Annotated in this window: 15 protein-coding genes; 5 read left to right on the top strand and 10 right to left on the bottom strand. The window is 71.5% G+C overall.

Going from position 1 to position 19,981, the window contains the following annotated elements; translation table 11 throughout:
• Positions 1-20 precede the first annotated feature (20 nt).
• From fahA to hppD, 4 genes are read right to left on the bottom strand one after another with little or no spacing between them, the layout of a single operon-like run.
• Positions 21-1,229 (bottom strand): fumarylacetoacetase, encoded by a 1,209-nt coding sequence (gene fahA / locus ACZ3II_RS38735; protein WP_465524927.1) that lies wholly within the window; start codon positions 1,227-1,229, stop codon positions 21-23.
• Positions 1,226-1,996, bottom strand: coding sequence for a hypothetical protein (locus ACZ3II_RS38730; RefSeq protein WP_465524925.1), 771 nt, complete (start codon positions 1,994-1,996; stop codon positions 1,226-1,228). Before ACZ3II_RS38730 ends, fahA begins: the two co-directional genes overlap by 4 nt.
• Positions 1,993-3,165 (bottom strand): homogentisate 1,2-dioxygenase, encoded by a 1,173-nt coding sequence (locus ACZ3II_RS38725; RefSeq protein ID WP_465524923.1) that lies wholly within the window; start codon positions 3,163-3,165, stop codon positions 1,993-1,995. The genes ACZ3II_RS38730 and ACZ3II_RS38725 overlap by 4 nt, the downstream gene beginning before the upstream one ends.
• A 13-nt stretch (positions 3,166-3,178) precedes the next feature.
• A complete protein-coding gene (gene hppD, locus ACZ3II_RS38720; protein ID WP_465525105.1) occupies positions 3,179-4,378 on the bottom strand; it encodes a 4-hydroxyphenylpyruvate dioxygenase in 1,200 nt (399 codons plus the stop codon).
• A 323-nt stretch (positions 4,379-4,701) separates the two neighbouring features.
• On the opposite strand from hppD, the gene ACZ3II_RS38715 reads away from it, so the two are divergent.
• Positions 4,702-5,541, top strand: a complete 840-nt coding sequence (locus ACZ3II_RS38715) for a helix-turn-helix transcriptional regulator (RefSeq protein ID WP_465524921.1) — start codon at positions 4,702-4,704, stop codon at positions 5,539-5,541.
• A gap of 508 nt (positions 5,542-6,049) precedes the next feature.
• Here ACZ3II_RS38715 and ACZ3II_RS38710 read toward each other — a convergent pair.
• Positions 6,050-6,490: a thioredoxin family protein gene (locus ACZ3II_RS38710; RefSeq protein ID WP_465524919.1), complete on the bottom strand. Its 441-nt coding sequence runs from the start codon at positions 6,488-6,490 to the stop codon at positions 6,050-6,052.
• 47 nt (positions 6,491-6,537) lie between these two features.
• Between ACZ3II_RS38710 and ACZ3II_RS38705 the strand changes: the two genes are divergently transcribed.
• Positions 6,538-7,074 carry a DUF3558 family protein gene (locus tag ACZ3II_RS38705; protein ID WP_465524917.1) on the top strand — a complete coding sequence of 179 codons (537 nt, stop codon included), beginning with the start codon at positions 6,538-6,540 and terminating at the stop codon, positions 7,072-7,074.
• Here the strand turns inward: ACZ3II_RS38705 and ACZ3II_RS38700 are convergent, their stop codons facing one another.
• Together ACZ3II_RS38700 and ACZ3II_RS38695 are read right to left on the bottom strand one after the other, a co-directional pair.
• Positions 7,075-7,902: a LacI family DNA-binding transcriptional regulator gene (locus tag ACZ3II_RS38700; RefSeq protein WP_465524915.1), complete on the bottom strand. Its 828-nt coding sequence runs from the start codon at positions 7,900-7,902 to the stop codon at positions 7,075-7,077. It lies immediately after the preceding gene.
• Between the two features lies 1 nt (position 7,903).
• The gene (locus tag ACZ3II_RS38695; protein ID WP_465524914.1) at positions 7,904-10,336 is read right to left on the bottom strand and encodes a glycoside hydrolase family 2 protein; all 2,433 of its coding nucleotides are present in this window, start codon (positions 10,334-10,336) and stop codon (positions 7,904-7,906) included.
• Positions 10,337-10,426: 90 nt separating this feature from the next.
• On the opposite strand from ACZ3II_RS38695, the gene ACZ3II_RS38690 reads away from it, so the two are divergent.
• The 3 genes from ACZ3II_RS38690 to ACZ3II_RS38680 all read left to right on the top strand — a co-directional run bounded on the left by ACZ3II_RS38690 (position 10,427) and on the right by ACZ3II_RS38680 (position 15,422).
• On the top strand, positions 10,427-12,565 hold the full coding sequence (locus tag ACZ3II_RS38690; RefSeq protein ID WP_465524912.1) for an alpha-galactosidase: 2,139 nt from the start codon (positions 10,427-10,429) through the stop codon (positions 12,563-12,565).
• 73 nt (positions 12,566-12,638) lie between these two features.
• Complete coding sequence (locus tag ACZ3II_RS38685; RefSeq protein ID WP_465524910.1) at positions 12,639-13,805, top strand: ROK family protein; 1,167 nt, start codon at positions 12,639-12,641, stop codon at positions 13,803-13,805.
• Positions 13,806-13,943: 138 nt separating this feature from the next.
• The gene (locus tag ACZ3II_RS38680) at positions 13,944-15,422 is read left to right on the top strand and encodes a cellulase family glycosylhydrolase (protein WP_465524908.1); all 1,479 of its coding nucleotides are present in this window, start codon (positions 13,944-13,946) and stop codon (positions 15,420-15,422) included.
• 275 nt (positions 15,423-15,697) lie between these two features.
• On the opposite strand, the gene ACZ3II_RS38675 is transcribed toward ACZ3II_RS38680, so the two are convergent.
• From ACZ3II_RS38675 to ACZ3II_RS38665, 3 genes are all read right to left on the bottom strand, one after another.
• Positions 15,698-16,192, bottom strand: a complete 495-nt coding sequence (locus ACZ3II_RS38675; RefSeq protein WP_465524906.1) for a helix-turn-helix transcriptional regulator — start codon at positions 16,190-16,192, stop codon at positions 15,698-15,700.
• A gap of 74 nt (positions 16,193-16,266) precedes the next feature.
• Entirely contained in the window at positions 16,267-16,392 is a 126-nt protein-coding gene (locus tag ACZ3II_RS38670) for a hypothetical protein (protein WP_465524904.1), read from the bottom strand.
• A 296-nt stretch (positions 16,393-16,688) separates the two neighbouring features.
• On the bottom strand, positions 16,689-19,952 hold the full coding sequence (locus tag ACZ3II_RS38665; protein WP_465524902.1) for a hypothetical protein: 3,264 nt from the start codon (positions 19,950-19,952) through the stop codon (positions 16,689-16,691).
• Between the last annotated feature and the right edge of the window lie 29 nt (positions 19,953-19,981).

The following is a 19,981-nucleotide window of genomic DNA, read 5'->3' as shown; positions in this document are numbered from 1 at the left end:
TGCCAGCAGGCTACCGGCCTTCACTGCAGATAAGTGCACCCCGCGATCCGGCCCCGGACCTCGCCCAGGCCGATGACCGTGCCGTCCGGGCCCGGAGCCGTCGCGGTGATCGTCACCTCGTCACCGTCGGCGAGGAACGTGCGCTCCGAGCCGTCCGGCAGTTTCAGCGGGTCGTCGCCGTTCCAGGACAGCTCGATCAGCGAGCCGCGCTGGTCCGGGTCGGGGCCGCTGACGGTGCCGGAGGCGTACAGGTCGCCGGTGCGCAGCGACGCGCCGTTGACGGTCAGGTGGGCGAGCATCTGCGCGCCGGTCCAGTACATGCCGGCGAACGGCGGCCGGGAGATCACGTGCCCGTTGAGCCGGACCTCCAGGCTGATGTCGAGAGCCCACGGTTCCAGCGCCGCGTCGTCGAGGTACGGCAGCAGCGGCACGGACCGGGCCGGCGGGGCCACCCGGGCGTGATCGAAAGCGGCCAGCGGCACGATCCATGGGGAGATCGAGGTGGCGAACGACTTGCCCAGGAACGGACCCAGCGGGACGTACTCCCAGGCCTGGACGTCCCGGGCCGACCAGTCGTTGACCAGGCAGATCCCGAACACGTGGTCGGCGAACCGGCCGGCCGGAACCGGTGTGCCCAGCGTCGACGGCGTGCCGACGACGAACCCGATCTCGGCCTCGATGTCGAGCCGCCGCGACGGCCCGAACGCGCCCGCCGACAGCTGGCCGGCCGGGCGGGCGATCTCGGTGCCGGAGACCACGACGGTGCCGGCCCGGCCGTGGTAGCCGACCGGCAGGTGCTTCCAGTTCGGCATCAGCGGCTCCTGACCCGGCCGGAACATCCGGCCCAGGTTGGCGGCGTGCTGCTCGGAGGCGTAGAAGTCGACGTAGTCGGCGACCGTGAACGGCAGGTGCGGGATCGCGTCGCGGGCCGCGACGAGATGCCCGCCGAGCAGGTCCCGGTACACCTCCCCGGTGACCCAGGTGGTCAGCGCGGCCCGCAGCCGGCTCCAGACGGCCGGGCCGGCGGCCAGCAGCGTGTCCAGCGACGGGCCGGCGACCGCGCCGGCCAGCGACGGCTCCAGCCGGCGGACCGCGGCCGGCAGGTCGATGATCCAGTCGCCGATCGCGACGCCGGCACGCGGGTGCGGGTCCGCGGGCGTGCTGAACACCCCGTACGGCAGGGTGGCCACACCGAACGGGTGGCCGGCGGGGACGTCGAGCCAGGTCACTTGAGTTCCTCCGGGAGAAGCCGGTAGCGCAGCAGGCCGGCGACCGGCTCGGCGACGCTGCACGTGCCGAAACTGACGAAATGCTGCCGGACCGCCTTGACCAGGACCTCGTCCAGGCCGGCGACCGCGGCCGCGACCCGTTCGCCGTCCTGGTCGGCCAGGGCCCGCTCGCTGTCGTAACCCTGCACGGCCCGGGCGGTGGCGAGCATGACGTTGAGGAAACCGTGATGTTCGAAACCGGTCACCGGGTCACGGTGGCGGATCGGGTCGTGCAGGCCCGCGGTCAGCTTGAACGCGACACCGGCGCGGACCGCCGACGACAGGGCGCGGGCCAGCTCGGGCTCGGCGGGGAACGCGTCCGCCCGTACCCCACCGGTCCTGATCTTCAAGCGCGAGCCCGCGTCGCGCAAGGCCGCGAGGCGCGTCGCGGTCACCTCCCCGCACGGGATTTCGGCGTACGCCGGACGCGTCCCGGCCACCGTCGCAGCCGCGCCGGGGAACTCGACGGCGACGATGTCCACCGCCGGATCCGTGGGCGGCTCGTCCTCCGGCGACCCCAGGATGAGCGAGACCGCCAGCGGCGGCCCACCGGCGACCGCCTCGGTCAGCTCCCCGAACCGAGCCGCCGTGCAGACGAACGGCCCGAGCAGCGGCGCCAGCGGCGAGGCCTGCCGTTCCCGGTGCGCCTTGACCGCGTCCGGCATCGGCAGATCACCGGGCGGGAAGATCGCCGCGTCGTCGAACAGCCCCGTGAACAGCGGGTTCACGGCTTCTTCGCCCAGGTCCAGGCGTACACGCCGTCGTCACAGAGCCGGCCCGCCTCGCCGAGCCCGAGCGGCCGGAACGTGTCCACCATGACCGCCACCTCGTCGAACCGCTCCGCCCCGAGGCTCGCCTCGATCGCCGCCGGCTGCGGCCCGTGCGGATAGCCGCCGGGATGCAGCGACACCGACCCGACGTTGATGCCGGAGCCCTTGCGCGCCTCGTAGTCGCCGCCGACGTAGAACATGACCTCGTCGCTGTCGACGTTCGAGTGGTAGTAGGGCACCGGGACCGCCAGCGGGTGGTAGTCGACCTTCCGCGGGACGAAGTTGCAGATCACGAAGTTGTGGCCCTCGAAGACCTGGTGCACCGGCGGCGGCTGGTGCACACGGCCGGTGATCGGCTCGAAGTCGGCGATGTTGAACGCGTACGGGTACAGGCAGCCGTCCCACCCGACCACGTCGAACGGATGGTGCGGCAGCACGTGCACCGTCCCGCCCGACCGATGCTTGATGTAGACCTCTACGTCCGCCCCGTCGACGATCTGAGGGGCGCTCGGCGTACGCAGGTCACGTTCGCAATACGGCGCGTGCTCCAGGAACTGCCCGTAGCGGGACAGGTATCGCTTCGGTGGAGCGATGTGCCCGTTCCCCTCGATGACGTAGAGCCGCAACATCTCGTCCGGCATCCACCGGTGGGTGGTAGCCCGTGGTATGACGACGTAGTCCCCGGGCCCGACCTGGAGATCCCCGAAGACGGTCTCGACAGTGCCGCTGCCCGCCTCGACGTAGACACACTCGTCCCCGGTCGCGTTGCGGTACAGCGGCGAGACCGCCCCCGCCACCACGTAACTGATCCGCACGTCGTCGTTGCCGAGCACCAGCCGCCGGTCCCGGACCGCGTCACAGGACTTCCACTCCTCACCCTCGAAGAGCGTGTGCAGCTTCAGGTGCCGGGGCAGCAGCGGCAGGTTCGCCTCGGTCGACTGGTCCGGCAGCTGCCAGACCCGCGCCCCGGTCACCGCCGACGGCACATGCCGGTGATAGAGCAGCGACGAGTCGGACGAGAAGCCCTCCTCCCCCATCAGCTCCTCGTAGTACAGCTTCCCGTCCGCGTCCCGGTGCTGGGTGTGCCGCTTCGGGGGAACGCTCCCGGACCGCTGGTAGTGGGCCATCGTCGTCTCCCGGTCAGAAGTTGCCGCGCTTGGCCTGCTCGCGCTCGATCGCCTCGAACAGCGCCTTGAAGTTGCCCTTGCCGAAGCCCAGCGACCCGTGCCGCTCGATCAGCTCGAAGAACACCGTCGGCCGGTCCCCGATCGGCTTCGTGAAGATCTGCAGCAGGTAGCCGTCCTCGTCCCGGTCCACCAGGATGCCGCGCTTCTGCAGCTCCTCGATCGGCACCCGGACGTTGCCGATCCGGGCCCGCAGCTCCGGGTCCTCATAGTAGGAGTCCGGCGTGGCCAGGAACTCCACACCCTCCTCGACCAGCGCGTCCACGGCTCGCAGGATGTCGTTGGTGGCCAGCGCCAGATGCTGCGCCCCCGGGCCCTTGTAGAACTCCAGGTACTCGTCGATCTGCGACTTCTTCTTGCCGATCGCCGGCTCGTTCAGCGGGAACTTCACCCGGTGGTTGCCGGACGCCACCACCTTGCTCATCAGCGCCGAATAGTCGGTGGCGATGTCGTCACCGATGAACTCCGCCATGTTGGTGAAGCCCATCACCCGGTTGTAGAACGCCACCCATTCGTCCATCGCGCCCAGCTCCACGTTGCCGACCACATGGTCGAGAGCCTGGAAGATCCGCTTGGGCGCGCCGGGACGCTTGCGGTGCGTCGAGGTCCGGGCCACATACCCCGGGAGGTACGGGCCGGAGTAGTTGCTGCGGTTCACCAGGGTGTGCCGGGTCTCGCCGTACGCCGCGATCGCCGCGATCCGCACCGTCCCGAACTCGTCGCTGACGTCGTGCGGCTCCTCCAGCACCGTCGCGCCCTGCGAGCGGGCGTGCTCCACACACTTGTCGACGTCCGGAACCGACAGCGCGATGTCGGTGATGCCGTCCCCGTGCCGGGCGTGATGCGCGATCACCGTGCTGTCCGGGTCGACCCCGCCCTGCACGACGAACTTGATCGCCCCGCTCTTCAGCACGTACGACATGTGGTCCCGGTTGCCGGTCTCCGGCCCCGAGTACGCGATCAGCTCCATCCCGAACGCCGACTGGAAGAAGTGCGCGCTCTGGGTCGCGTTCCCGACCGCCCAGACGATCGCATCCCAGCCCGTCACCGGGAACGGGTCCCCCGCCGAGTCGTACTCGACGAGGCCCACGAGCTGCTTGAGGCTGTCGAGATCGAGCTCGGCCAGCCGCTCCTCATCGGTCAACGTCTCATTGATGGACATCGGCGCTCCTTCCAGCGACCCTGCTGATGCCCACAGCATGCTGAGACCCCGGTCACTGCACAACAAGTACATTCCAGGCCGGGCAGTTTGCCCAGAAGTGCTCGATCTTACCGGCGAGTAGTAGACAAAATGCCTATGACAATGGACCCGGCACTAGGCACCGGCACGCTGAGGCGGTCGGCGGATGGCCGCAGCGACAGAGAGCCGGTCAGCTGACACGCCGACAGTCCTCGATCCGTCAGCGATTCCGCGCTGACAGCGCGATGGTCGATGGATGCGGTGCGTTTCGATGCGCGCCCGCCGGGAGGGCCGGAGCGATGGCGGAGCGGACGGATTTCGGGCCATGGATCGACCTCGCCGGCCGAGCCGTCTCTCTGCACGAGGACGCTTTCCCGGTGAAGCGCATCGCTGGACTGCTCAGCACCACCCTGCACGCGGAAGGCGTGTCGTTCAGTTGGGCCGCAGGCGAGCGATCAGGCGCTCGAACCTGGTCGTCGGTCATCACCCAAGCCGAACAGGAAGTGTTTCTGCGTAGCAGAGCATTGTGGTTCGACCCTTTGATGGTGTGGTTCTTGAGAACCGGACGGATCGCCCCGCAGTCGTCCAGCAGGGTGCCGTCCGGATTCGGCACGGAGGCATTCGAGGAATGGGGCGCGCTGTTGCGCCGGAAAGGGATTCGTGATCGCTTGTCCGTTCCGGTCCGCTTGACATCCGGCATCCACGTCGCGTTCGTACTGGCAACCACCGATCGGTCCTTCACCGAAACCGACCTGAGCATCGCCGTGCGCTTGCAGCCGCTGTTGACCGGGTTGCTCAGCCAGGCCGAAGCCGCCTGGAGCCACGCTGACATGCTACGGGCTGCCGACTTCGCACTGACAGTGCGTGAACTGTCGGTGCTGGGCCTTCTAGCGGACGGCTTGACTGCGGCGTCGATCGGCCACCGACTGGGCATCACCCGGCGCACGACCCAGAAGCACCTGGAGAACCTCTACCGGAAGCTGGGCGTCCATGACCGTCTGGCTGCTGTCCTGAGCGCGCAGCGCGCCGGGTTGCTCACCACGCACGCTCCCCCGCAGCCGGACCGATTCCTGACGCATGTCGTTTCGGCAATCGGCGCTCCTCCCTTCGAAGCGCGCAACGGGGGCCGACCGCCGTGATCCGACTGCCGGCCGCCCCTCGTCACAGTCTTCCCTGGGTGTAATCGGGACCGTTTCCGGCCCTCCAGGACGGCCGCGGCGCCGCCCTGACGGGCTTGAAGGGCTCAGGCCGGGGCGGTGCCGGCGCCGGCATGGGAGCCTCGGACCGATCCGCCGGGCGCGCCGGTCCGGTAGCCGGCGGGGCTGGACGGGGCACCGGAGGCGGTGCCGCTGCCGATGCGCCCGTCGACTCTCTGCGCCGTTTGATGCCCTGGAGGACCACCGCGGCGGCGTACGCCGCGCCGACCCACCCCGCTATCCGGCGGGTATTGTCGCCCATGGTTCCCTCCCTCTCGTCGCTCACCGCTCGGCCCGATCGGCGGTGCTTCAAAGGTCGAGCGCCCGCCGGAAGGCCGATCGGAATACTGGATCGACGGTCCCGCAGATCCGGCGCCCGGAACATACGTACTTGGACGTAGGGCGGAACCCCGGCGAGCACGGGAGATGTCCGTGGCCGGGCCGGCGCGTGTCAGCGGCCCGGGGTGGCCGGGGCCAGAGTCTGCTCGACCCAGGTGCGCAGGACTCCCGCCGGGGCGGCGCCGGACCGGGTGGCCAGGACCCGGCCGCGGGAGAGCAACAGCATGGTGGGGACGGCCTGGATGCGGAAGCGGCGATGCAGGCCGGGTGCGGTGTCGATGTTGACCTTGACCAGCTTGACCTTGCCGGCCAGGTCGCGGGCGACGCGTTCCAGGGCCGGGGTGACCTGGCGGCACGGGCCGCACCACGGGGCCCAGAAGTCGACCAGGACCGGCATCGGGGAACGCTCGGCGACGTCGGGGAACGTGCGGTCTCCGGCGTCGGCGATCCAGGGCAGGGCGGTGCGGCACTTCCCGCAGACGGGGGTGCCTTTGGCGGTGGGCTGGGTGCGGTTGCGCTGCCCGCAGGAGGGGCAGGCCACGATGTCGGCCATAGGTTGAGCCTATCTCGCTCAACTTGGGGCGGCCGGCGGGGCGGGCGGTGGGTGTTCGGCGGGAATACTTGGCGCGTTCGGTGGGTGGGCGGCGGGGAACCGGCGGATCGTCGACGGCGGAGAAAAGCCGCAACCACCAGGAGGAAATGATGAGAAGCCAGCTTGCCGCCGTGACCGTCGCCGTCGCTGTGGCCCTCGGCGGAACCCCGGCCCTGGCCGCGTCCGGGCCGCTGCCCGACCCGTGCACGCTGCTCGATGTGGACGAGGTGGAGGAACTCACCGCCCGGGAGGTCACCCGGATCGACGAGGACGGCGCCGACGGCGAGGAGGACGCCCGCTACTGCCAGTGGCAGCAGGAGGGTGGACAGCTCGCGGTGTTCCTCAGCGCGACGACCCCCGAGGACTTCATGGTCACCGTCGACGAGGCGCAGTGGGTGGACGGGGTCGGCGAGGCCGCGTACCAGCACTCCGGGCACCTGTACGTCCTGCACGACGACATGCAGGTGGACATCTACTCGCGCGGGGACGGTGACGACGAGATGGACGCGCGGGCCGTCGCCACGGCGGTCATCGAGCGTCTGTGATCAGGAGGCCGGGCCGGTGCTCGCGCGGTCCAGGACCCGGATCGGCGGGCCCGGATACTCGGCGGGCGGCGTGCCGTCGAGGGTGGCCAGGACCGCGCGGGCCAGGGCCAGGCCGTGCTCGTGGACGTCGATGCTGAGGGCGGACAAAGGTGGCACGGCGAGTTCGCAGAGCGGCGAGTCGTCGTACACCAGCACGCTGACCTGCGCCGGGACCCGCACGCCGGAACGCAGCGCGGCGACCGCCATCACGTCGTTGTCGAAGACGACGGCGGTCGGCGCCGGGTCGGTGGAGAGCAGCTCCTGGATGCCGAGGATGCCGGCTTCCGCACTGTAGTCGCCTTCGACGATGTGCACGTGCACGTCGCAGGACGCGGCGGCGGCATGCATGGCGGTGGTCCGGTCGGCGGTGTGCACCAGGTCGGCGGGGCCGCTGACCCGGCCGATCACCCGGTGGCCGAGGGCGGCCAGCATCCGGACCGCGGCGGTCATCGCGCCGGCGTCGTCGGTGACCACCCGGGCGAACGACGGGGCGTCGCAGCGGCCGGCCAGCACCGCGGGCAGCCCGATCTCGGTGAGGCGGGCCGGGCGGACGTCGTCGTGGACCAGGTTGACCACGACGACGGCGCGGACCGTGTGGTCGCCGGCCCAGCGCCGGTAGGTCGCCAGTTCGGTGTCGAGGTCCGGCACGACCAGGAGCAGCACGTTCATCCCGTACGGCGCGAGCTCCTGTTCCATGCCGGCGATCAGTTCCATGAAGAACGGCTCGACGCCGACCCGGGCGGCGCTGCCCGCGAGCACCAGCCCGATCAGGCCGCCCGGGTCCGGCATGTCAGCCCACCTTCGCCGGCAGGGTCAGCGAGTTCGCCGAGCGCAGCACCTCGGGCGCGGTGAACGCCTCGGCGTCCACGGTGGCCGTGGTGGTGACGGTGAACGTGTGGGTCTCCCCGGGCAGCAGGTCGACGAGCATGGTGTCGGCGACGGCGTCGGGGGCGACCCGGTCGGCGAGCACTGCCACGTCCCGGGCGAACGATGCGGCGGTCACGGTGATCGAGTATCCGCCTTCGGTGCGGACGGCGTGCGCCCGTACCGCCGCCGGGTCGTAGGCGAGGCCGAAGTCCTCGGCGAACAGGTGCGTGGCGCGCTGCCCGCCGAAGTCGGCGACCAGCACCTCCCGGTCCGGCTGGGCGACGGCGAGCAGGTCGTCCGGCACGTCGAGGAGGGCCACCGAGCGGGCCGGGACGTCCACGTCGATGGCGCCGGCGGCCAGTTCGGTGCCGTCGAAGCACACCCGCCGCAACTGGGCGCTGCCGCGCCACGGCTGGTCGCTGTCGTTGATCGCCGCGAGAAGGTGCTTCCGGAAGGTCAACACCCGGGGTGCGTACGCGTCCCGCAGCGCGTACCAGGCCGGCTTGAGCCGCCCGGAGGAGTCGACGACGGCCCACGAGGTGACCGGCCAGCAGTCGTTGAGCTGCCACAGGATGCTGCCCATGGTGCGCGGGGCGTGCGAGCGGAGGTGCCCGATCGCGTACGCCGTCGCCCGCGCCTGGTTGAGCTGGGTCGCCCAGTGCCATGCCGCGAAGTCCTCCGGCACCGGCATGTGGCGGGCGAGGCCGGCGTCGAGTTTGCCGTTGCCGTCCTCGGCCTTCTGGTGCAGCAGGAACGCCGCCGACTCCTTGTGCAGGTCACCGGGTTCGATGGTGGCGATCAGCGTGGACCAGGTGGGCGGCGCCTGCCAGCCGAACTCGGAGCAGAACCGCGGCACGAAGTTGTCATGGAACGTGTAGTCCTCCCGGTTCCAGGCCTCCCACTCGTGCCGGGTGCCGTACCGGTCGTCGTTCGGGTGCACCTCGGCCGGGTCCAGACCGGGGCTGGACGGGCTGCCCGGGTGGTACGGCCGGGTCGGATCCAGCTCGGCCAGCAGCGCCGGGAAGTCCTCGTAGTAGTAGCGGGCCCCCCAGGTCGCCCCGTTCAGCGCCTCTTTCCACTGCCAGTCCTCGTGGCCCCAGATGTTCTCGTTGCCGCCGTTCCACAGGATCAGTGACGGGTGCGGGGCGAGCCGGGTGATGTTCTCCCGGGCCTCGGCGAGGATCTCCGGCCGGATCGGGTCCTCCTCCGCGTACGCCGCGCAGGCCAGCGGGAAGTCCTGCCAGACCAGCACGCCCCGCTCGTCGCAGACGTCGTAGAAGTCGCCGGACTCCCAGATCCCGCCGCCCCAGACGCGCAGCAGGTTGGTGTTGGCGGCGACGGCCCGGTCCACGGCGGCTTCCAGGCGTTCCCGGGTGATCCGGGTGAGCAGGTGGTCCTCGGGGATCCAGTTGAGCCCGAGCACGAAGATCTCCTGCCCGTTCACCGACAGCGTGAACCTCGAGCCGTGCTCGTCGGGGCTCTCGTCCAGGCGCACGTCCCGGAACCCGACCCGGCTGTGGTGCTCGTCCAGGGTCTCGTCACCGGCCAGCAGCCGCACGGTCACCGGCACGAGCGGCTGGTCACCGTACCCGGTGGGCCACCACAGCGGCGCGCCCGGCACGTCGATCTCCAGCACACCGCGGTCGCCGTCCAGGTCCAGGTGGGCCTTCTGGTCACCGACGGTGACTTCAACAGTGAGGGGTACGCCGGACGCCCGCTCCACCTCGACGTGCACGGTGAGCCGGTCCCGGGTCGCCAGGGGCCGGACGGCGGCGAGCCGTGCGGTGTGCCAGCGCTCCAGGCGGACGCCCTTCCAGATGCCGGCGGTCTGCAGGTCCGGGCCCCAGTCCCAGCCGAACGAGCAGGCCATCTTGCGGACCGCGTTGAACGGGTGCGGGTACGGCCGGGGCCGGCTGCCGACCTGCTGCTCGACCTGCTCGGCGTACTCCAGCGCGGACCCGAAGCGCACGGTCAGCGGGATCGGCCCGTCGTGCAGCAGGTCCCGGACGTCGAACCGGTAGCCGCGGTGCATGTTCGCCGTCCGCCCGATCTCGACGCCGTCCACCTCGATCGTCGCGACCGTGTCGAGGCCGTCGAAGACCAGGTCGACGCGCTCGCCGGGGGCGGCCGGGGCGGCGGTGACCGTGGTGTCGTACCGCCACGACGACCGGTGGAACCAGGCCAGCTCCGCCTCGTTCAGGCCCAGGTAGGGGTCCGGGATCAGGCCCGCGGCGAGCAGGTCGGTGTGGACCGTGCCGGGCACGGCGGCGGGCAGCGTCCGCTCGGCGATCGCGGCGGGGACCGGTCCGCCGGTGGCCCGGACGGTCCAGCCGTCGTGAAGGTCAGTCCTGAGCATGCGGGCGGCGCTCCTGTCGTCGGGCGGATCCTGCTGACATTCTTAAGCTACTGAACGAAGTGACGTCAACGCAGTGCGAGCGGAGGCACCATGCAGTCCGTGATCCATCTCAGCGCCGCCGGAGTCAGTGTCGTGCTGGACTGCCGCGGGACCGGGCTGCCGGCGATCACGTACTGGGGTGCGGCCCTCGGCGACCTCACCGGCGCCCAGCTCGACGATCTCGCGCTGGCGGCGGCGCCGCAACCGATCGGGTTCTCCGCCGACACCCCGGTACGGGTGTCACCCGTCCCCGAGCAGTCCGGCGGCTGGCTGGGATTTCCGGGGCTGGCCGGGCACCGGGACGGGCGGGCCTGGTCGAGCGCGTTCGCGCTGAGCGATGTCGTCCGGGACGCGTCGAACGTACAAGTGAAGGCAGTTGATCGGGCCGCAGGCCTGGAGCTGACCGTGGACCTGGAGTTGCGGCCGTCCGGGATCCTGCGGGCCCGCGCGCGGCTGACCAGCACCGGGCCGGGAACCTATTGGCTCGGGCACCTGATGGTGTTCCTGCCGGTTCCGGCGGCGGCCACGGAGCTGCTCGACTTCACCGGGCATCATCTGCGGGAGCGGGCGCCGCAGCGGACCCCGTTCACGCACGGGCTGCGGGTGCGGGAGAACCGGACCGGGCGCACGGGCTATGACGCGGCGTACCTGATGTGCGCCGGCACGCCCGGGTTCGGCAACCGGCACGGGCAGGTGTGGGCGGTGCACACGGCGTTCTCCGGGAACGCGCAGACGACCGCCGAACGCAACTATCACGGGCACTCCGCGATCGGCGGCGGCGAGCTGCTGACACCGGGCGAGATCGGCCTGGCCGACGGCGAGAGTTACACCACGCCGTGGATCTACGCGGCGTTCGGCGCGGACGGGCTCGACGCGGTGTCGCAGCGGTTCCACGATCTCCTGCGGGCCCGGCCGCGGCACCCGCGGTCGCCCCGGCCGGTCGTCGTCAATACGTGGGAGGCCGTCTATTTCGATCACGACCTGCAACGGCTGACCGATCTGGCGTCCGCTGCCGCCGCGGTCGGCGCGGAACGGTTCGTGCTGGACGACGGATGGTTCGGGTCCCGGCGCGACGACACGTCCGGGCTCGGCGACTGGGTGGTGTCACCGGACGTCTGGCCGGACGGTCTGAAACCGATCATCGACGTGGTGCACGGGCTCGGCATGGAGTTCGGGCTGTGGGTCGAACCCGAGATGATCAACCCGGACTCGGCTCTGGCGCGCGCCCACCCGGAGTGGATGATGGCGGCAGGCGACCGGCTGCCGCCGCCCGCCCGGTCCCAGCAGGTCCTCGATCTGCACAACCCCGCGGCGTACGGGCACCTGCGCGACCGTCTCGACGCGCTGCTGACCGAATACGACATCGCGTACCTGAAATGGGACCACAACCGGGACCTGGTCGACGCCGGCCACCCCGCCTCGGGGCGGCCCGGGGTGCACGACCAGACGTACGCCGTCTACCGCCTGCTGGACGAGCTCCGGGAACGCCATCCTCGGGTGGAGATCGAATCCTGCTCGTCCGGCGGCGGGCGCGTCGACCTGGAGATCCTGCAGCGCACCGACCGGATCTGGGCGTCCGACTGCATCGACGCGCACGAGCGGGTGCCGATCCAGCGGTGGACGAGCCTGCTCGTACCCCTGGAGTTGATCGGCTCGCACATCGGCGCGAGCCGCGCCCACACCACCCACCGCGAGTTGCCGCTCGACATGCGGGCCGGCACCGCGATCTGGGGACACCTCGGCATCGAATGGGACCTGACCAGGGCGACCCCGGCCGAACTCGCGCGGCTCGCCGCGTGGGTGGCGCTCTACAAGGAGGTCCGCGGGCTGCTGCACACCGGGACGCTGGTGCACGCGGACGTGGCCGACCCGGCGTACGAGCTGACCGGGGTGGTCTCCCCGGCCGACGCCCTGTACGCGCTGACCACCACCGCGACCAGCGTCTCCTACCCGCCCGGGACGGTCACGCTGCCCGGCCTCCACCCGGACCGGGTGTATCACGTACGGCCGCAGCCGCCCGGCGACGTCCCCGACGGCAACGCGCTGGCCTGGGGGTTTCCGTTACCGTGGGCAACACCTGCGGGGGTACGGGTGACCGGCCGCGCACTGGCCACCTCCGGCCTGCGGATGCCGGTAATGTATCCCGATCGCGTCCTGTTGATACGCGCCACCGCCGTTCCCGCGTGTTGATTTCGGACGCTGAGCGCGCCCGAAATCCACACGCGGGTTTGGTTCGGGACACTGATGACAACCGGGGGGTTCGGTGAAGGAGGCGGTCCGCAGGCGGCGGCCCGGAGCGCGCGAGAGCATCCTGGACGCGATCCGGGCATCCGAGCCGCTCAGCCGGGTGGAACTGGCCGCGATCACCGGGCTGACCGAGGCCGCGGTGTCGATGACCGTACGCCGCCTGCTCGAAGACGGCCTGCTCGTCGAGACCGGCCGCACCCCGACCGGCGGCAAACCGCGCACCCTGCTGCGCCTCGACCCGGGCGCCCGGCTCGCCGTCGGCGTCTACCTGGACCGCGACACCACGACGTACGTCCTGACCGGCCAGACCGGCGGCGTCATCTCCCGCCTGGCCCGCCCCGCACCCACCATCGGCCTTCTGGAGCACCTCACCGACGGCATCGGCACGCTGCTGGCCGGCTCCGGCGTCGACCCCGCGCGCTGCCTCGGTGTCGGCGTGGTCTGGCCCGGGCCGCGCAGTGGCGTCGCCCGGTTCGACGACGGGCCCCCGCACCTCAGCGGCTGGGACGGCGACGAGCTGGGCCGCCGGCTGTCCGCGTCGACCGGCTGGCCGGTGCTCGTCGAGAACGACGCGACCGCCGCCGCCGTCGGCGAGTACTGGGTGGCCCGGGTCGGCCCGGAACGGGCGTTCGCCGCCCTCTACATGGGCAGCGGCCTCGGCGCGGGCATCGTCGTCGAGGGCCGGGCCCTGCGCGGCGGCCGCGGTTCGGCGGGCGAGTTCGGGCACATCTGCGTTCAGGTCGACGGCCCGGAGTGCTGGTGCGGCAGCCGCGGCTGCCTGGAGGCGGTCGCCGGGCCGCGGGCGGTCGTCCTGGCCGCCCGCGCCGACCCGGCCACCGGCCTGGGCCCCGGCCGCAGCGTCACCGCCGACTTCGCCGCGATCGCCCGCGCCGCCCGTGCCGGATCCCCGGCATGCCTCGCCCTGCTGGAGGAGTCCGCCCGTTACGTGGCCGCCGCCGCCGAGTCGGTGGTGAACCTCCTCGACATCGACCTGGTCGTGCTGACCGGCCCCGGTTTCGCGGCGGCGTCGTTCGTCTACGGCCCGGCGATCATGCGCCGCGTCCGGCCCGCCGACGCTCGCACCTGGAACCGCACGGTGACGGTCACGGTGTCCCTGGCCGCCGCCACCGCGTCGGCCACCGGCGCCGCCGCCCTGGTGCTCCAGTCCGACCTGCGCCGCTGACCGTCGCCGGCCCGGCGAGGGCATTCCTTCCGGCCGTGAGCTGCGGGCCCACTGTTCCATTGACTTTCATATATGGCTTAACTAAGTTCTCGGGAGCGCTCCCATTTCGACTCCCTTCAACACAGCGGAGGCCGGCCGATGAGAATCCGACGCGTCTTACCCGCCGTCGGCGCCGCCGTGGCCCTCATGGCCGGCGCCGTGGCGACGGCAACGCTCCCCGCGATGGCTGCGGCCACCGGATGCGCGGTCACCTACACGGTGCAGAGCCAGTGGTCCGGCGGATTCACCGCCGCCGTGGACATCAAGAACCTCGGATCGGCGGTCACCGGCTGGACGCTGGCCTTCGACTTCCCGGACGCCGGCCAGAAGGTCGCGCAAGGGTGGAACGCCTCGTGGAGCCAGTCCGGCGCCACGGTCACCGCCGGCAGCGCCGGCTGGAACGGATCGCTCGGCACGGGGACATCCACCTCGATCGGCTTCGTCGGGGCATGGAACGGCGCGAACCCGGCGCCGGCCTCCTTCACCCTCAACGGCGCCGTGTGCACGGGCTCCGTCGACCCGTCGCCGTCGACCTCGGTACCGCCCGTGGACGGGCCCGCTCCGGAACTCAAGGTGTCCGGCAACCGGGTCGTCACCGCGGACGGCCGGGCCTACCGGCCGCTCGGAGTGAGCCGCTCCGGCAGCGAGTTCGCCTGCGTGCAGGGCAAGGGACTCTGGGACTCGGGGCCGGTCGACCAGGCCTCCGTCGATGCGATGAAGACCTGGAACATCCACACCGTACGCCTGCCGCTGAACGAGGAATGCTGGCTGGGCGTCAACGGATCACCCAGCGGCGCCGAATATCAGCGTGGCGTCAAGGACTACGTGGACCTGCTGGTCGCCAACGGCATCAACGTCATCCTGGATCTGCACTGGACGTGGGGCGCCTACACCACCGGACCGGACTGGCACTGCACGGACGAACACGCGACCTGCCAGAAGCCGGTGCCGGACGCCCGGTATGCTCCCCAGTTCTGGGCCGGCGTGGCCACCACGTTCAAGGGCAACGATGCGGTCGTCTTCGATCTGTTCAACGAGCCGTACCCGGAGATCGCCAACAACTGGGACAAGACGTCAGGCTGGCAGTGCCTGCGTGACGGCGGCGCCTGCCCCGGGATCGCCTACGAGGTCGCCGGCATGCAGGACCTGGTCGACGCGGTCCGCGGCACCGGCGCCACCAACATGCTGATGGTCGGTGGGCTCGAATGGACCAACGACGTACGGGACTGGCTGACGTACCGGCCGATCGACCCGTTGAACAACATCGCCGTGTCCTGGCACGCCTACAGCTTCAACGCCTGCGCGAACGAGGCATGCTGGGACAGTCAGATCGCGCCGCTGGCACAGCAGGTGCCGGTGGTCCTCGGCGAGTTCGGTCAGGACGACTGCGCCTTCGGCTACATGCAGCGGCTGGCGACCTGGGCGGACGCGCACGGCATCGGATACCTGGCCTGGACCTGGAGCCCCTGGGGCTGCACCGGCGGGGCCGTGCTCATCAAGGACTGGTCCGGCACACCGGAACCCGGCGTCGGCGAGGGCTTCAAGGCTCACCTGCTGACCCAGAGCCCGTACGTCTGAGCGTGACACCGGCCCCAGACCGGCAGCGCCCGGCACCCCGATCCGCCGGGGTGCCGGACGCCACCATGACAGCGCCTGGTCGGCCTGGCCGTACTGACCGGCCCCGATTTTGCGCGGCGTCGTTCGTCTACGGCCCGGCGATCATGCGCCGCCTCCGGCCCGCCGACACCCGCACCTGGAACCGCGCGATGACGGTCACGGTATCCCTGGCCGCCGCCACCGCGTCGGCCACCGGCGCCGCCGCCCTGGTCCTCCGATCCGACCTGCGCCGCTCATCACGGCTCGCCGGCCAGCCTCGCCTTCGCACGGTTGAGTTGTCGCAAACTCCGCCGCTCAACATGCTCGTCCCGAAACTTCTTGTAGTCCAGGATGGCCTGTTCGGTATAGACCGGACCCATGGAGAGCAGCGCGATCGGCGGCGGGAAGCCCGGCGACCTCGACAACTGACTGACTCGCGATTTGCTCACCCCGAGGATGTCGGCGATCTCGCTCGCACCGGCGAGACGGGGCGTCGGCGTGGCAGTCGAGGGATATGTGCGAATGCTGTACGGCTCCAGCGAGAGCTTGGCCTCCAGCATGAGGAACGCGATTTTCCTGATGGCGTCCTTGGTGGCTTGTGCCGCGGTTGCGACGGCGCTGGAGTAGGTGATGGCGATTTCGCCATGCACACCGAATTCCACGGACGGCTCCGGATTCTGGACGCTCGTCAACTTGAAATGAACCAGCTCATAGTTGTTCGGGCGCCGAAATTCAAGGACCGTCGACCACACGTTTCACCCCCCAGCAGTTGGGTGGGGCCGGTGATCACCGGCCCCTTTCGCTCGATCATTCAAGGATCGCTGGATCATTCAAGGCGAGGATCACTGACCCGGATCTCGACGACGGCTGCCGTCATGGCTGCGACAACTACCGCGAGGATTGCATCGCCTTCCGTGCGATACCACACGAACATTCCCATCCCGAACGCCATCACCGCGATGATGAACAGCCGAAGAGGTCTCGGATGACTATGCACACCTTGTGCCGCTCGAAGGCGGACCAGCTGTGCGTCTCTCTCAAATTCCGCCGACCAGCCCTGAACAGGCAATCCGAAGCAGCTCCTGTGACATCCATCACTAAACGATGTTCAGTCATAACGTATTCGCTGGCTAACGGCCCAGTTTGATCGAGCATAGGCCCGACGCCCGTTTCCTCCAGGATTCGCCCTCCGGACGGCGTCGGCCAAGCCACCGCCACGAACAGTCACATCAGAAAGGTGCGGGTGGGTCAGCGTTCCATCTTGTGGCGGTAGGCGGCGTCGGCGACGTCCGGAATCGGGTGGCGGCGCAGGTGGTGCATCGCCTGCCGGCAGAGTGGGGGCCAGCTCCGGGACCGGCCGGAGGCGGTGACCAGGGACAGCGCGAACAGGCCGCCGGCCAGGTCGGATCGGTCCGCGAGCCGCCGGGCGGTGGTCAGGACGGCGTCGAGGTGTTCGGCCGCCGGGTGGATCTCGGCGAGCCGGGCGGCCAGGTGGGCGGCGAGGACGGGGCGGGCGGCGACCAGGTCGGCGACCTCGGCCAGGTGCTCGTGGCCGGGCGTGGGGCGGGCGGCGGCCAGCGCGGTCAGCAGTTCGGTGGCTTCGCCGAGGAATCCGGGGTGGGCGGCGAGCCGGCGGGCGGCGGCGCGGGCCGGTTCCAGGTCGGCGTCCGTGCGGTCGCCGGCCCAGCGTGCGGCGCAGGTGACGATCTCGGCGAGACGGCGGCGGGCGGGACGGTCCCGGCCGGGCTCCGCGCTGCCCGGCTCCTGATCGTCGCGGTCGTGGGCGGCGAGCAGGTCGAAGAGGGGTTCCAGCGTGCTGCGGGCGGGGTCGGCCGGGTGGTCCAGCAGGGCTTCGACGAGCGAGCGTACGGCCGCCGTGTACCAGTGGACGCGTGTGCCGTTCCGGTCCGGGTCGGCGAGCGCGGTGACGACGAAGCCCACGGCGCCGGGGGCCCAGCGCAGCCACGGCGCGAGAGCGTCGAACGCCTTCCGGGCGATCGGCAGGCGGGGGCTCCGGCAGACGGTGACGACGAGCGACGCGAAGCGTGGGCGGTCGGGTTCGCTCAGATCGTCCGGGGTGACCGCGAGCAGCGCCTGGATCTCCGCCGGTTCGGTGGAGGCGGCGGCCTCGGTGAGGATGTCCCACGGCAACGGTGACGACCGGCGGAGCGCGGTGAGGACGACGGCTCGCACGTCCGGGTGGGTGCCGGGGGCGTGCCATACCTCGGCGAGCATGCCGGACGATCCCTGCGGTCCGTAGCGGGTCAGCAGCCGGACGGCGGCCTTGCGGCTGGTCACCGGGATGCCGCCGGACGCCGGGGCGAGCAGGATGCCGCGCAGGAGATCGAGCAGGGCCGGGGCGCTGACGAAACGGGCGGCGCGTTCGGCGGCGGGCAGGGCCACCCGGGAACGGTCGCCGCCGGCGTAGCCGAGCAGCACCGGAAGCGCCTCGTCGGGCCGGTCGGTCCACGGCAGCGCGCCGATCGCGGCCTCGGCGACGGGAGTCTCCGGCGAGCCCAGGAATCCGGTCAGCATTTCCCGGCCGGTCACCGGGACCCGGGCCAGGCTCTTCACCGCGGTCACCCGGATGCGCTGGTCCTGCTCGGTGTCGGTGGCGACGGCGGCGAGCACGGCCGCGTAGGCGCTCTGCTGCTCGGGCTGCCACCGCCGGATCCGCCCGGGTGTCCCGGCCAGCGCGATGTCGACCGGCCGAAGCCCCGCGGGCGATCCCGCCGGGCAGGCCGGATCGGGTCCGGCCGGGGGAAGGGCCGCCGGGAGGACGAGATCCAGCAGGCCGGTGCTGTAGGTGGTGATCTCGCGCCAGATCGGGGCGATGCGGACGGCGGTGGGGTCCTCGCGGAGCAGTTCGGCGGTACGGGCCGCCCGCGTGCGGGGGTCGTCGAGCCACATCGTGACGGCCCTCTCGCGGACGTCGGCCGGGGCGGACGGGTCGGCGGCGCGGCGCAACAGCTCCTGGATCCGCGGCACGTGGCGGGCCCGCGCCTCCAGCAGGCCGGCCAGGTCGAACAGCTCACCGGTGTCGGCGATGATCCGTTTCAGGAGCGCCGCGGTGATCAGATGTTCGTGGCCGGGGCGCAGTGTCTCGACGTAGTACGGGATCGGCAGCCGGGCGATCATGCCGAGCGCCCACCGGGCCAGCGCGTCATCGACGGCGAACTCGCCGGTGGGCCCGGTGGCGGCGGCCGGGGTGGCGGCGATGGCGGTGGGCCGGGCGGCGAGGACCTCGTAGGCGAGTTCGACGAGTTGTTCGCGGTTGCGGTGGGAGAAGTCGCGGGCGTCGAGCGTCGCGTCGGTGATCGCGGTCAGTGCCGGGGCGGCCGACGGGACCAGGTGCGGCACGAGGTCGCGCAGGGCCCGCAGGACGGGGAGGCGGACGGCCTCGCGCTCGTTGCGCAGACGGGCCAGGCGTTGCAGCACCTCGGGCAGGGCGGCGGGTTCGCGGCGGGCGACGGCGACCAGCGCGCTGTACGCCTCCCCGCGCCGCCACGGGCTCGCCTCCCGGATCGCCGTGTCGAGCACCGGCAGCGCCTCGGCGGCCGGCAGCAGCTCACTCCAACTGCGGGTGCTCTCCGCGTCGGCGGCGATCCGCGGCAGTGCCAGCACCCGGCGCACCTCGCGCACCCGGACCGGTTCCGGCAGCAGTTCCAGGTGGCTCTCGTTCGGGACCTCGCCGCGCGGGGTGGCGGCGTAGACCTCGGCGCGCCGGTCCGGCGGCAGCATCTCCAGGAAGCCGGTGGCGACCTGGTTGATCGCGACGAGTTGCGGCAGGCCGAGATCCCGGAAGCGGCGCAGCACCGCGGGGGTCAGCCAGTGGTAGGCGTCCCGCGCTGTCACCCTGCCGATCACCAGGGCGGCGGTCCGCTCCGGCGACACGGCGGCGAGCGGGGCGAGGCTGATCCGCGGCAGGGTGGCGGGGGTGTCCCGCTCCAGCAGGGCGAGGACCCGCGCCGCCTGCAGGTGGGCGCACGCCTGGACGGGCGCCTCGACGGCGGGCCAATCGAGGTGGGTGTCCACCCAGTCCAGGATCACGGCGCCGTGGCGGCGGGCGAGGATCTTCCAGGAGCCGATGGCGCCGGCCAGTTCGGGCAGCAGGCGCGCCACGGTCACGGAGGTGCAGCCGGGCAGCAGGACGACGGCCTCGCGGTCGCCGAAGCGGGCGCGGACCAGGTCGATCACGGCGTCGCCGGCGCCGGGCCGGCGGCGCAGCAGGCGCAGGATCAGGTGCCGGAGTACGGGTGGGGCGTCCTCCAGCAGTTCGGCGCCGGTCACCCAGTCCCGGCGGAGGGCCTGGCGGACTGCTTCCGCCCGTACCGCAGGGTCGGGGTCTCGCAGAGCCGCAAGCACGACGGGCCGTAGGCCGAGCGCTGCCGCCGCGACCACCGCCAGGTAGCGGTCGTGCGGGCCGCCCGCCGCCATCCCGGCGAGCCGGGCCCCGGGATCGGCCTCGGCCCGCAGCGACGTCAGAAGGTTCGGCAACGCGTCAGACAGCACCCGCGGATTGTGCCATCAGCGAGGGTCAA

The sequence above is a fragment of the Actinoplanes sp. NPDC019969 genome, assembly GCF_055562375.1.
This window is presented reverse-complemented; position numbering and strand designations above follow the sequence as displayed.